The sequence below is a fragment of the Halomonas sp. SL1 genome, from assembly GCF_003030865.2.
Taxonomy (GTDB): Bacteria; Pseudomonadota; Gammaproteobacteria; order Pseudomonadales; family Halomonadaceae; genus Halomonas; species Halomonas halophila.
Genome location: NZ_PYUQ02000030.1, coordinates 26,978 through 40,654 on the forward strand (window position 1 = coordinate 26,978; position 13,677 = coordinate 40,654).

Annotated in this window: 12 protein-coding genes; all 12 read left to right on the forward strand. The window is 69.5% G+C overall.

Annotated features, from left to right (window positions below; translation table 11 throughout):
• Window positions 1-46: 46 nt before the first annotated feature.
• The 12 genes from C9J49_RS16275 (at window position 47) to C9J49_RS16330 (ending at window position 13,414) form a co-directional block, all read left to right on the forward strand.
• Window positions 47-559: a TRAP transporter small permease gene (locus C9J49_RS16275; RefSeq protein ID WP_111382327.1), complete on the forward strand. Its 513-nt coding sequence runs from the start codon at window positions 47-49 to the stop codon at window positions 557-559.
• A 43-nt stretch (window positions 560-602) separates the two neighbouring features.
• Entirely contained in the window at window positions 603-1,919 is a 1,317-nt protein-coding gene (locus C9J49_RS16280) for a TRAP transporter large permease (protein ID WP_111382328.1), read from the forward strand.
• A gap of 28 nt (window positions 1,920-1,947) precedes the next feature.
• Window positions 1,948-3,525 (forward strand): sulfatase, encoded by a 1,578-nt coding sequence (locus C9J49_RS16285; protein ID WP_111382329.1) that lies wholly within the window; start codon window positions 1,948-1,950, stop codon window positions 3,523-3,525.
• A gap of 332 nt (window positions 3,526-3,857) precedes the next feature.
• Window positions 3,858-4,670: an IclR family transcriptional regulator gene (locus C9J49_RS16290; RefSeq protein ID WP_111382330.1), complete on the forward strand. Its 813-nt coding sequence runs from the start codon at window positions 3,858-3,860 to the stop codon at window positions 4,668-4,670.
• Window positions 4,671-4,837: 167 nt separating this feature from the next.
• Window positions 4,838-5,767, forward strand: a complete 930-nt coding sequence (locus C9J49_RS16295; protein ID WP_111382331.1) for a VOC family protein — start codon at window positions 4,838-4,840, stop codon at window positions 5,765-5,767.
• Window positions 5,768-5,942: 175 nt separating this feature from the next.
• On the forward strand, window positions 5,943-6,467 hold the full coding sequence (locus C9J49_RS16300) for a cupin domain-containing protein (protein WP_111382332.1): 525 nt from the start codon (window positions 5,943-5,945) through the stop codon (window positions 6,465-6,467).
• 11 nt (window positions 6,468-6,478) lie between these two features.
• A complete protein-coding gene (locus tag C9J49_RS16305; protein WP_111382333.1) occupies window positions 6,479-7,294 on the forward strand; it encodes an alpha/beta fold hydrolase in 816 nt (271 codons plus the stop codon).
• Window positions 7,295-7,309: 15 nt separating this feature from the next.
• Window positions 7,310-8,104, forward strand: coding sequence for an SDR family oxidoreductase (locus C9J49_RS16310; RefSeq protein ID WP_111382334.1), 795 nt, complete (start codon window positions 7,310-7,312; stop codon window positions 8,102-8,104).
• A 16-nt stretch (window positions 8,105-8,120) separates the two neighbouring features.
• Complete coding sequence (locus C9J49_RS16315) at window positions 8,121-8,915, forward strand: aspartate dehydrogenase (protein ID WP_111382335.1); 795 nt, start codon at window positions 8,121-8,123, stop codon at window positions 8,913-8,915.
• Between the two features lie 14 nt (window positions 8,916-8,929).
• Entirely contained in the window at window positions 8,930-10,396 is a 1,467-nt protein-coding gene (locus tag C9J49_RS16320) for an aldehyde dehydrogenase (protein WP_107182185.1), read from the forward strand.
• A 28-nt stretch (window positions 10,397-10,424) separates the two neighbouring features.
• The gene (locus C9J49_RS16325; protein ID WP_375700495.1) at window positions 10,425-12,059 is read left to right on the forward strand and encodes a thiamine pyrophosphate-binding protein; all 1,635 of its coding nucleotides are present in this window, start codon (window positions 10,425-10,427) and stop codon (window positions 12,057-12,059) included.
• Window positions 12,060-12,202: 143 nt separating this feature from the next.
• On the forward strand, window positions 12,203-13,414 hold the full coding sequence (locus tag C9J49_RS16330) for a DcaP family trimeric outer membrane transporter (RefSeq protein WP_107182184.1): 1,212 nt from the start codon (window positions 12,203-12,205) through the stop codon (window positions 13,412-13,414).
• Window positions 13,415-13,677 lie beyond the last annotated feature (263 nt).

Below are 13,677 nucleotides of genomic sequence, written 5' to 3' on the forward strand. Positions count from 1 at the left end.
CGCCCCCTGAGGCGCCGGGGTCCGACCACCTTTCGGGGCCCTCGCTATGGATGACTCCCTTTCCGTCTCGCGCCCGCCGGCTTCGGCGTTCATGCGCGGCATCAGCCGGCTGAACCTGTGGCTGGCCTGGCTCAGCGGCCTGGTGCTGGTCGCCGCTACCGCCCTGGTGTTCCTGGAGATCCTCTCCCGTGTGCTGTTCGACCACTCCCTGGTCTGGGTCATCGAGCTCAGCGAATATTCGCTGCTCTACATGACCTTCCTCGGCGCGCCGTACCTGCTCGAGAAGCATCGCCACGTGGCCATCGACCTGGTCACCGATGCGCTGCCCGAGTGGCCGCGGCGCCTGCTGGTCGGCGTGCTGTGCGCCCTGGCCGCGGTGGCCTGTGGCTGCTGCGCCTGGGTCGGCGGCCTGGTGACCCTCGACCAGTTCGAGTACGGCATGCGCGAGACCACCCTGATGCGACCGCCGAGCTACCTGATCACCCTGGTCTTTCCCCTCGGCATGCTGCTGCTCGCGATCCAGTTCGTGGCGCAGACCCTCGACAGTTTCAAGCGCTGAGCCCCGCGGCCGGCGCACAGACAACACTCCCCTGGAGGCTGATATGGATTGGTGGCTGACGCTGCTCCTGCTCATGGGACCGCTCCTGCTGCTGATGATGCTCGGCATGCCGGTGGCGTTCGCCTTCCTGGTCGTCAACCTGGTCGGCGCCTATGTGCTGCTGGGCGGCATGTCGGGCGTCGAACAGCTGGTGATCAACACCACCGGCGCGCTGACCAGCTTTACCCTGGTGCCCATTGCCATGTTCATGATCATGGGCGAGGTGATGTTCCGCTCGGGCATCGCCAACGACCTGCTCGACACCCTGGACAAGTGGTTCGGCAAGCTGCGCGGCCGGCTGGCCTTCATGGCCGTGGGCGGCGGAGTGCTGTTCTCCACCCTGACCGGCAACAGCATGGGGTCCATCGCCCTGCTGGGCTCGAGCCTGGTGCCGGAGATGGAGAAGCGCGGCTACCAGAAGCCCATGTCGCTGGGGCCGGTGCTGGGGTCCGCCGGCCTGGCGATCATGATTCCGCCGAGCTCGCTGGCCGTGGTGCTGGGGGTGGTGGCCGAGCTGCCGATCGGTCGGCTGCTGATCGCCATCATCCTGCCGGGCCTGCTGATGGCGGTGCTCTACACCATCTACATCCTCGGTCGCTGCACCCTGCAGCCGGAGGTGGCGCCGTCCTTCGACGTCGCGCCCACGCCGGTGCGGGTCAAGCTCGAAGCCGGGGCCCGCAATATCCTGCCGATCGGCATCATCGTGTTCGCCGTGGTCGGGGTGATCTTCCTGGGGCTGGCCACGCCCACCGAGGCGGCGGCGTCCGGTGCGGTGGCCACGGTGCTGCTGGCGCTGCTCAAGCGCCGGCTGAATCTCGACATCTTCAAGAGCTCGATGTTCGAAAGCGCCGCCATCTCGGTGATGGTGCTGCTGATCGTCGCCGGGGCCATCGCCTTCACCCAGCTGCTGTCCTTCACCGGGGCGACCTTCGGCCTGATGGACGCGGTGCTCGGCCTGCCGTTCGGCGACAAGACCATCGTGCTGGCCATGGTGCTGACCATCGTGGTGCTGGGCATGTTCATGGGGCCGTTGCCGATCATGATGATCACCCTGCCGATCTTCGTGCCGGTGGTGGAGCAGTTCGGCTTCGACCCGCTGTGGTTCGCGGTGCTGTTCCTGATCGCCATCGAGACCGGCTCCACCTCGCCGCCGCTGGGCGCCGCGCTGTTCGTGATGAAGGCGGTGGCGCCCGAGGGCACGCGGATGGGCAGCATCTACAGGGCCGCGGTGCCCTTCCTGGTCTGCGACTTCCTGGCCATCGCCATCGTCTTCGCCTTCCCCGAGATCGTCACCTGGCCGGTCGGCCTGATGTTCGACTGAGCCGGCGACCCCGAGCGAGGAGGCAGAGATGCGACGCCCCAACTTCATCGTCTTCATCACCGACCAGCAGCGCGCCGAGCACCTTGGCTGCTATGGCGACCCCACCGTGCGCACGCCGCACCTGGATGGCCTGGCCGCGAAGGGAGTGAGATTCACGCGCTTCCACGTGGCCACGCCGATCTGCCAGCCCAATCGGGCCTGCCTGGTCACCGGCCAGCAGCCGTCGGTCAACGGCGTGCGCCAGAACGGCATTCCGCTGGATCTGGACAGCGTGACCTTCGCCGACGCGCTGCGCGGGGCCGGCTATCGCACCGGCTACATCGGCAAGGCGCACTTCCAGAACGTCACCGACATCCCGGCGCCCGCGCGGCGCCAGGGCGGCGAGGGCGAGACGCTGTCCGACGCGCTCGGGCACAGCCTGCGCCGCCAGCGCGACGGCGAGGCCTACCGCTGGGAGGTGCGCCGGCGCTGGGCCGAGACGCCGGGCCTGGAGCTGCCTACCCCCTACTACGGCTTCGAGCACGTGCGGCTGTGCATCGGCCACGGTGACCAGGTGGAGGGCCATTACAGCGGCTGGCTGCGCGAGCGGCATGCCGATCCCGACGCCCTGCGCGGGCCGGCCAACGCCCTGCCCGACGAGGGCGTCACGGCGCCGCAGTGCTGGCGCACGGCGCTGCCCGAAGGCGACTATTCGACCGCCTACGTCGCCGACCAGGCCTGCGCCTTCCTCGATGACCAGGACGACGAGACGCCCTTCGTGCTGGTGGTGTCCTTCCCCGACCCGCATCACCCCTTCACCCCGCCCGGGCGCTACTGGTCGATGTATGACCCCGACGAGGTGGTGCTGCCGGCCACCGTCGGGCGCTCGGTCGAGGCCATCGCCGACCTCCCGGAGTCGGCCCTGGCGGCCTACCGCTGGGGGCGCGACGAGCCCGACAGCCACTGGCCGCTGAGCCTGTCCGAGCGCCAGCTGCGCGAGATCATCGCCCTCAACTACGGCAGCATCTCGATGGTCGACGATGCCGTGGGCGAGGTGCTGGCCCGGCTCGCCGAGCGGGGGCTCGCCGATGACACCGTGGTGGCCTTCACCTCGGACCACGGCGACTACATGGGCGATCACGGCACCGTGCTCAAGCTCGGCCTGCATTTCCAGAGCGTGGTGCGTGTGCCGCTGATCTGGCACGACCCGCGCTCGCCCGAGCCGGGCGGGCGCGTCTCGGGGCGGCTCGGCAGCGCCATCGACCTGGCGCCGACGCTGCTGCAGCGGGCCGGCCTGAAGACGCCGGTCGGCATGCAGGGCCGCGACCTGTTCGACGCGCAGCGGGCGGCGCCGCCGGTGCTGATCGAGGATGCCGGTATCCAGGTGTTCCGCGACGGCGACGCCGCCAGCGGCATCACCACCCTGGTCACCGAGGACTGGCGACTCAGCCTGTTCGAGGGCGAGGCGGGCGGCGAGCTCTATCACCTGGCCGAGGACCCCGGCGAGACCCGCAACCTGTGGGCCGATCCGGCCCACCAGGACACCCGGATGGCGCTGCTGGAGGCCCTGGCGCGGCGCATGATCGAGCTGCGCGACAAGCGGCTGTCGGCCACCGCCAGGGCCTGATCCGCCCCTTGCCCGCTCCTCGGGCGTCCGGGCGCGAAAACGGCCCGGACGAGCGGGTTTTTTCTTTATGAAAATCAGATAGTTGAAGGATCTTTCTGGCGCCTACAACGGGCCTTGACAAACGGTAGCCCGACGTCTATCTTCAGGGCGTATCAAATAAGAAATACAGTTTAATATTTGAAATGTCGGCAGCGGTAAGCCGTCAAGGGAAGCCGAAGCGCAATCGGCTCCCGGGTCCCGATCCGGTATCGTAGGCGCAAGGGCGCCAGGGCTCAGCGAGGAGCCCGCCAGCCGGCGCGGAAACTGACCCGACACCAAGAGGCGATGACGCGATGAGCGACACCGAGAAGGACGCAAGGAAGTACCTGATCCCGGGCCTGGAGCGTGGCCTGATCATCCTGATGGAGCTCAGCCGCAGCCATCGGGAGATGAGCTTCGCCGAGATCGTCAAGTGCGTCGACATCCCCAAGGCCACGGCCTATCGCGCCATCCAGACCCTGGAGTACATGGGCTTCATCCGGCGTCATCCGTCCACCGGGCTGTATTCGCTGGGGGTCAACGTGCTGCGGCTCGGCTTCGAGTACGTCGCCTCCCTGGACGTGGTCCAGGTCGGCCAGCCGGTGATCGAGTCGCTGCGCGACAAGACCGGCTGCTCGAGCCATATCGCCATCCGCGACGGCCGTGACGTCATCTACGTGGCCCGGGTCAGCGCCGCCAACGCCACGGTGCGCCGGGTCAGCGTCGGCACCCGGCTGCCGGCGCACCGCACCTCCCTGGGGCGGATGCTGCTGACCGGCCTGAGTCGCCGGGAGTTCGAGGCGCTGTATCCCGAGGCCGCGCTGCCGGACGCGGAGCCCGGCGCTCCCGCCGACCGCGAGGCGCTGTGGCAGCTGGTCCAGGAGGACCGCGAGCGCGGCTACGTGATCGCCGAGTCCTTCTTCCAGTTCGGCATCTCCTCGATCGTCTACCCGCTCTACAACCATGACGGCGAGGTCGAGGGCGTGGTCAGCATCATGGTGCCGGCGCACGAGATCCCCGAGCCGGATCGTGACCGCCTGCGCCTCGAGGTTGCCGAGGCGGCCGACAACATCTCCAACCTGCTGGGCCACCAGGGCAGCGTCGGAGGGCAGCGCCAGATGAGATGAAGACGCCCTGATCCAACCCGCCGAGCGCTCGACCAGCCCGCGCTCGGCCCGAGCCAACAGGCAACCAGACGACTGTCGCGAGGCCCTCGCCTCGCGAGCGGGGACCCCTTGTGCCCGTGACGTCGCCCAGCGTGACGGTCGACGTCACACAGAAGCAGGAGATCGACATGAGTATCGTGGGTATCGAAGCATTGGAGTTCGGCGCCGAGGACGTCGAGGCCGGCAAGCAATTCGTCGAGGACTTCGGCCTGGCGCCGGTCGACGGCGAGGCGGGGGTCGCGACCTTCGAGACGCTCAACGGCGCCCGCCTGGCGGTCCGCGCCATCGACGACCCGGCGCTGCCCGCGGCCTTCGAGGAGGGCTCGACCCTGCGCCGCATGACCTGGGGCGTGGCGAATCTCGAGGCCCTGGAGCCGCTGCGCGAGCGCCTGCGCGACCAGCCTGGCTACGTCGACCACGGCGACAGCCTGGAGTGCCGCGATCCCAACGGCCTGACCGTGTGCATCCGGCCCACCGGTCTCAAGGACGTCGAGCTGGAGGTCACGCCGATCAACCAGTGGGGCGACATGCAGCGCGTCGACCAGCCGAGCCCGGTCTACGAACGGGCCACCCCGGCGGGCATCGGTCATGCGGTGTTCTTCGTCGACGACCTGGAGGCCAGCGAGCGCTTCTACCGCGAACTGCTGGGCTTCTCGGTCTCCGATCGCTACATCGACCGCGCCGTCTTCCTGCGCATGCAGGCGCGAGGCGGCCATCACAACATCTTCCTGCTCAAGCTGCCGCACCGCGGCGCGGGCCTCAACCACGTGGCCTTCACCGTGCGTGACATCCACGAGGTGATCGGCGGCGGCCTGGCGATGAACCGTCGCCAGTGGAGCACCTTCATCGGTCCCGGCCGCCACCCGATTTCATCGGCCTACTTCTGGTACGTCAACAGCCCGCTGGGCGGCGCCTTCGAGTACTACACCAACGAGGACTACCTGACCGAGGCCTGGATGCCGCGCGAGATGCAGCACTCCCTGGAATCGTTCACCGAGTGGGCCATCGAGGGCGGCATCGACGCCGAGACCCGGCGCCAGAAGAAGGCCGACGCCTGAGCCACGGCCGGGCCCCGGGTCCGGCCGATCGAGCAGCACTCAAGTTTCACCATCGAGGCCGGTCGCCTGCAGGCGGCCGGCACGGGGACCCCTCGTCCTGAATCCGGCCGTCGGCCGGGCGACACGCGCAACGAGGCCTCCCCGACACCCAAGCGCGATCCCGAGGAGAGACACCATGTCCGAACAGTTCGCTACCTGGAGTAAACCCGACGATCTGTCCTTCGAGGACTGGATCGAGTCCCGCATCGCCCGCTTCAAGGGTCGCAAGTACGACTGGAACGCCCTGAAGTTCCAGGCCGACTTCGATCCCAAGTATCGCCGTGCCCAGATGCGCTACATCGGCACCGGCGCCACCGGCGTGGCCAACGACACCAACACCATCCCGGCCGAGCACTTCACCTTCTCGACCATGGTGCTGCCGTCCAAGTGCGAGGGGCCGCTGCACGTGCATGACGACGTCGAAGAAGTCTTCTTCGTCCTCAAGGGCTCCATTCGCCTGTTCCTCAAGGATGGCGACCACTACACCGAGACCGTGCTCGGGGAGCGTGACGTGGTCTCCGTGCCGCCGGGCATCTACCGCGGCCTGCTCAACGAGAGCGAGGAAGAGGCGCTGATGTGCGTGATGCTGGGTACGCCCAAGCCGCAGATCCCGACCTATCCGGACGATCATCCGCTGTCCAAGGTCAAGCGCAACGGATGAGTCGGCCGGCCATGACACCCCAGACCCTGACGCTCGACGCCGGCCGCCAGGCCTACCGCGAGACCGGCGAGGGCCCCGCCATCGTGCTGCTCCACGGCATCAGCTCCGGGGCGGCCTCCTGGGCGCCGCTGGCCGCGCACCTGGCTGGCTATCGGCTGCTGGCCTGGGACGCCCCGGGCTACGGCAACAGCCAGCCGCTGGCCGCGGACGAGCCCACGGCGGCCGACTACGCCGCGCGCCTCGAGGCCTGGCTCGACGCCCTGGGCGTCGAGCGCTGCGTGCTGGTCGGCCACTCGCTGGGGGCGATGATGGCCAGTGCCTTCGCCGCTCGGCGGCCCGAGCGGCTGGCCGGGGTGATCCTGGCCGATCCGGCCCTTGGCTATCGGGATGCCGACGACGCCAAGCGCGACAGCGTCTATCGCAGTCGCTGGACGATGCTGGTCGAGCAGGGCCATGAGGCCTATGCCGCTGCCCGTGCCCCGCGCCTGCTGCGTGATGGCGCCGATGACGCCGATGTCGCCCGGGTCCGCGAGGGCATGCAGCGCCTGCACGTCGAGGGCTTCGCCCAGGCCTGTTGGATGCTGGCCAACGATGCCCTGGAGGGCTACCTGTCCGAGGGGCTGCCGGTGCCGGCCACGGTGCTGTGCGGCGACGAGGACGCCATCACCACGCCTGCGGCCTCACGGGCCCTGGCCGAGCGCCTGGGGCTGCCCTATCGCGGCCTGCCGCGTGCCGGGCATGCCAGCTACATCGATGCGCCCGAGGCCTTCGGCGCGGCCGTTGCGGCCTTCGCCGGGCCGCTGCTGGCGCCATCCACCCGGAACTGAGACGAGGACGACACCATGAGCTTTATGATCGAAGACCGGGTGGCGGTGGTCACCGGCGGATCCTCCGGGATCGGCCTCGAGACCGTACGCCTGCTGCTGACTCATGGCGCCCGGGTGGCGCTGTGCGGCCGCAACCCCGAACAGCTCGAGGCGGCCCGCGCTGCCCTGGTCGAGGAATTCCCCGCCGCCGAGCTGCTGGCCGAGACCTGTGACGTGCTCGACGAGGCCTCCTGCCAGGCCTTCGCCGAGGCGGTGAGCGGTCGATTCGGCGGCGCCGACATGCTGATCGCCAACGCCGGCCAGGGTTACGTGGCCCATTTCGACGACACCCCGCGAGAGGCCTGGCTGTCCGAGGCCAACCTCAAGCTGTTCGGGGTTATCAATCCGCTGAGCGCCTTCCGCGAGCAGCTGGCGGCGTCCGATATCGGCTCGCTGACCTGCGTCAACTCGCTGCTGGCCCTGCAGCCCGAACCGCACATGATCGCCACCTCGGCGGCGCGGGCGGCGCTGCTCAACATGACCCACTCGCTGTCCCACGAGCTGATCGGCGACGGCATCCGGGTCAACTCCATCCTGCTGGGCATGGTCGAGTCCGGACAGTGGCGCCGCCGCTTCGAGCAGCGCGACGACACCTCCCAGAGCTGGGAGGAATGGACCGGCGCCATCGCCGCCAAGCGTGGCATCCCCATGGGTCGCCTGGGCCGCCCGCAGGAGCCGGCCCGCGCGCTGGTCTTCCTGGCTTCCCCGATGGCTTCCTTCACCACCGGCGCCGCCCTGGACGTCTCCGGTGGCTTCAACCGCCACCTGTGACGACATGGAGAACCCCATGACCAAACGACTGATGATGATCGGCTACGGCGCCATGGGCAGCGAGGTGCACCGCCTGCTGCCCGAGGGCCTGGAACTGGCCTGGGTGGTGGTGCCGGAGGCCTTCGCCGCCGGGGTGCGCGACCGCCTGGCCGGCCAGGCCGAGGTGCTGACCGCCATCGACCAGTGCGCTGCGCGCCCCGACCTGGTGGTGGAGTGCGCCGGCCAGCCGGGCCTCGCCGAACACGGCGAGGCGGTGCTGCGCCGCGGCCTGACCCTGGCGGTGGTGGCCACCGGTGCGCTGTCCGACGAGGCGCTTTACGAGCGGCTCGCCACCGCGGCCCGCGAGGGCGGCGGGCGCATGCAGCTGCTGTCCGGCGCGGTGGCCGGCATGGATGGTCTGTCGGCGGCCCGCGAGGGCGGCCTGGATGAGGTCACCTACGAGGCTTGCAAGGCGCCGCGCAGCTGGAAGGGCAGCCACGCCGAACAGCTCGTCGACCTCGATGCCGTCGCCGAGAAGACGGTGTTCTTCGAGGGCGATGCCGGCGAGGCCGCGCGGCTGTTCCCGGCCAACTCCAACGTCGCCGCCACCATCGCCCTGGCCGGCGTGGGCATGCGCGACACCCGGGTGAAGCTGACCGTCGATCCGGCGACCACGCGCAACACCCACCGTATTCATGCCAGGGGGCGCTTCGGCGAGTTCACCATCGAGCTCAACGGCTACCCCCTGGAAAGCAATCCCAAGACCTCGACCCTCGCCGCCCTGTCGGTGGTGCGCGCCTGTCGCCAGGCGCTCGAGCCGGTCTCGTTCTAAGGGAGGTGTCCGAGATGACCCTGAAGATTTTCGTTGCCGGCGAATGGCGCGAGGGCCGCGGCGACCCCATGGTGTCGCGCTTTCCCGCCGACGGCTCGGTCAACGCCGAGCTCAACGCCGCGAGCCTCGACGACGTCGAGGAGGCGATCGCCGCCGCCGACGCGGCCTGGCGCGCCCCCGCCTGGCGCGAGCGCCTGCCCCATGAGCGGGCCGAGGTGCTGTATCGCGTCAGCGACCTGATCCGCGAGCGCCTCGACGAGCTCGCCGCGCTGCAGACCCGCGACAACGGCAAGCCGCTGGCCGAGGCCCGCGGCCTGGTGGCCAGCGCCGCCGGTACCGCGCGCTACTTCGCGGCGGCCTGCGAGACCCTGGAGGGCGAGCTGCCCACCCGCCGCAACGCCGAGTTCCTGACCCTGAGCCAGTACGAGCCGCTCGGGGTGATCGCCGCCATCACGCCCTGGAACTCGCCTATCGCCAGCGAGATGCAGAAGGTCGCCCCGGCGCTGGCCGGCGGCAACGCCGTGGTGCTCAAGCCCGCCGAAGCCACCCCGCTGATGGCGCTCAAGCTCGCCGAGCTGTTCGAGGAAGCCGGGTTGCCCAAGGGGCTGCTCAGCGTGCTGCCGGGCCGCGGCCGGGTGATCGGCGAGGCCATCGCCCGCCATCCCAGGGTGCGCAAGATCTCCTTCACCGGCGGCACCAGCACCGGTCGCCACCTGGCCCACGTGGCCGCCGACAAGCTGATCGGCACCTCCCTGGAGCTGGGCGGCAAGTCGCCGACCATCATCCGCGAGGACGCCGACCTGGAGCAGGCGGTGAAGGGCGTGGCCTACGGCATCTTCAGCTCCGCCGGCCAGGCCTGCATCGCCGGCTCGCGGCTGTTCATCCACCGCAGCCGCTACGACGAGGTCATGGCGCGTCTCGAGACCATCGCCCGCGAGCTGCGCGTCGGTCACCCCGAGACCCCGGGCGTGCACCTGGGGCCACTGATCAGCGAGGCGCACCGCGACGGCGTGGCGGCCTACGTCGAGCGGGCCCGCGAGGAGGGCGGCCGTATTCGCGCCGGCGGCGTGATCCCCGGCGAGGGCGAGCTGGCCGCGGGCAGCTTCTATCCGCCGACCCTGATCGAGGGCCTGCCCCACGACAGCGCGGTCTGCCAGGAGGAGATCTTCGGCCCGGTGCTGGTGGCTCTGCCCTATGACGACGAGGACGAACTGGTGGGCCTGGCCAACGACAACGTCTATGGCCTGGCGGCCGGCATCTGGAGCGCCGACTACCGCGCGGCCCTGCGTCTCGCCGACCGGCTCGAGGCCGGCACGGTGTGGATCAACACCTACAAGAAGTTCTCCATCTCGACGCCCTTCGGCGGCTACAAGGAGAGCGGCCTGGGCCGCGAGAAGGGCCGCCAGGGCATCCAGGCCTACATGCAGCAGAAGAGCCTGTACCTGGGCCTCGACGCGAACCCCAACAATTGGTGCGACTGAGCGCCCACGGTCACAGAGGATTAGCATCATGACGACCATCACCGTGGGCGAAGCCGTCGCCCGCACCCTGGAAGCCCACGCGGTCTCGGCCGTGTACGGCGTGATCTCCATTCACAACCTGCCGATCGCCGACGCCATCGGCCAGCGCGAGCGGGTGCGCTTCGTGCCCTCCCGCGGCGAGGCCGGGGCGGTGACCATGGCCGACGGCCACACCCGCGTCGGCGGGCTCGGCGTGGCCCTGACCAGCACCGGCGCCGGTGCCGGCAATGCCGTGGGCGCCATGCTCGAGGCGCTCAACGCCGGCACCCCGCTGCTGCACATCACCGGCCAGGTCGAGAAAGCCTACCTGGATCGCGACGCCGGCTTCATCCACGAGACCCGCGACCAGATGGGCTTCCTCGCGGCCTGCTCCAAGCGCGCCTACCGCGCCTGCACCCCCGAGCAGGTGGTGCCGCTGCTGCATCGCGCCATCCAGGAGGCGATGACCCTGCCGCGCGGTCCGGTGAGCCTGGAGATCCCCATCGACATCCAGGCCAGCCAGGTCGAGTGGATCGAGACCGCGCCGGCGTCTCCTGCCGCGCCGGCCCGGGTCGCCGACGCCGAGGTCGACGCCCTGGCCGAGCGGCTGCTGGCCGCCAAGCGGCCGGTGCTGTGGATCGGCGGCGGCTGCCTGGAGGCCGGTGAGGCCGTGCGTCGCCTGGCCGACGCCGGCATCCCGGTGGTCTCCAGCACGCACGCCCGCGGCGTGCTGCCCGACAGCCATCCGCGCAGCCTGCGCGCCTTCCACAGCGCCCCGGCGGTGGAAGAGCTGTTCGCCGCCAGCGACCTGATGCTGGTGGCCGGCTCGCGGCTGCGCAGCAACGAGACCCGCACCTACTCGGTGGCCCTGCCGCGACCGCTGGTGCAGATCGACGTCGATCCGGCGGCGGCCCATCGCAACTATCCGGCCGACGCCTTCCTGTGCGGCGAGTGCGGCGATGTGCTGTCGCGCCTGGCCGATCACCTGGAGGGTAAGCGCGCCCCCGACGCCGAGGTCGACCGCGAGGTCGCCAAGGCCGTGGCCGCCGCCGAGAAGGCCCTGCGCGACCAGGTCGGCGAGTACGCCAAGCTCTGCGACGCCGTGCGCGAGTCGCTGCCGGCGGACGGCATCTTCGTGCGCGACATCACCGTCTCCGGCAGCACCTGGGGCAGTCGGCTGCTGCCCAGCGAGCGTCCGCTCACCAACATCCACTCGCTGGCCGGCGCCATCGGCCAGGGCCTGGCCACCGGCATCGGCTGCGCCGTGGGCGCCGAGGACCGCAAGGTGGTCACCGTGGTCGGCGACGGCGGCCTGATGCTGATGGTCGGCGAGCTGGCCACCCTGGCCCAGGAAGGCCTCGACATGACCCTGGTGGTGATGAACGACGGCGGCTACGGCGTGATGCGCGGCATCCAGGACAAGTACTTCGAGGGTCGCCAGTACTACAACGACCTGCACACCCCGGACTTCCAGGCCATGGCCGACGCCCTGGGCCTGCCGCGCTGGAAGGTCGTCCGCGGCGACGACTTCCAGGCCGTGCTGGCCGAGGCCGTGGGCCGTGCCGGCCCGGCGGTGGTCGAGGTGGACATGGCCAGCGTCGGCGAGCTGAAGTTCGCCGGCCCGCCCCAGAAGACCCTCTACTGATGCATGGCGTCACCGGTGAGCCGGTGACGCCTCATACCACCACTACTGCGATGGAGGAGAGGCGAGGGAACATCGAGAGAACATGAACGAAAAAAACAATTTTTTAGCTTCCGTTTCATAACAACGAATCAAGAGAGACTCCTATGCAAGCCAAGAAGACCCTGATGCTGGCCCTGCTGCCGGCAGGATTCCTTGCGGCCCAAAGTTCCTCGGCCTTCGACGTGGTCGAGGCCGGTCAGCCCGTCGTCACCGGCGAGCCGAGCCGCGTGGGCGCGCCCTGGAACCACCGCAGCACTTTCAACATTCCGGGCACCAACACCGACGTGGCCTTCGGCGGCTACGTCAAGTTCGACGCCCTCTACGACTTCGACTACGACCTGGGCGAAATCACCGATCCGCTGGCCGCCGCAAGCGAAGCCAACGCCACCGACGGCAAGACCACCTTCACTGCCCAGGAGACGCGGCTGAACTTCCGCACCCAGACCCGCTTCGGCGACGAGGTGCTCAAGACCTACGTCGAGGGGCACTTCGCGCCCGACAACAAGTTCAACCTGCGCCACGCCTACGGTGAGTACAACGGCTTCCTGGCCGGCCAGACCTGGACCAACGCCATGTTCTTCCTGGGCACGCCGCGGATCCTCAAGCTGGGCGGGCCGATCGGCTACGCCACCGGGCGCCCCGAGCAGGTGCGCTATACCTACCAGTCGGGCGCCAACACCTTCGCGGTGGCCCTCGAGAACCCCGAGTCCTCGATCTCCGATCTCGGTCCCGGCGGCGCCGCCGACGAGAATACCGAGCTGCCGGACCTGACCATGCGCTATCGCTACAAGCGCAACTTCGGGATCTCCGGGGTGGTGCGCCAGTTCTCCACCGACTCGGCGGTGAGCGGCCAGGACGAGAGCGCCACCGGCTACGGCGTGATCGCCCAGGCGGCGCTGCCGATGGGCAGCACCACCCTCAAGGGCAACATGATGGTGGGCAGCGGCCTGGGCGGCTACCTGGACTACGTGCCGGCCTCGGGCGCCAAGTTCCGGGCCCCGGACGCCTACCTGGACGCCGACGGCAACCTCGAGACCGTCGACCTGCAGAGCTTCGGCGTGTCCCTGGACCACCAATGGAACGACGCCTGGATGAGCTCCATCGGCACCTCGGTGGTCAGCCAGGACCTGCCGGACGATGCCCCGGCCTTCCAGGGCATGACCGACACCGTGCAGTTCTCCCACGTCAACCTGATCTGGGACGTCAACTCGCGGATGACGGTGGGTCTGGAATACCAGTACGTCGACCTGGAGAAGATCAGCGGCGACGAAGTGGACGCCAGCCGGCTGCAGGCCAGCGCCCAGTTCCACTTCTGATCGCGCGCCCCCTTTTTGACTTGGCCTTGCCTGTTGAAAGGCGAAGGATTTGCCGGCCCCGTGGCCGGCTTTTTTGTGCCCGCCACCCGGCCGCGTCGGACGCGGCACGCCATAAGCTCGGAGAGCGGCGCTGCGCGCCTGGAAGCGTGAAGAGGGAAGAAAAACACCCCTGCAGCCTAGCTGTAGGGGTGTGGACGTATCAGGGCGCGAGCATATGCTGCCTTGCGCCTTGCGCCTTGCGCCTTGCGCCTTGCGCCTTGCGC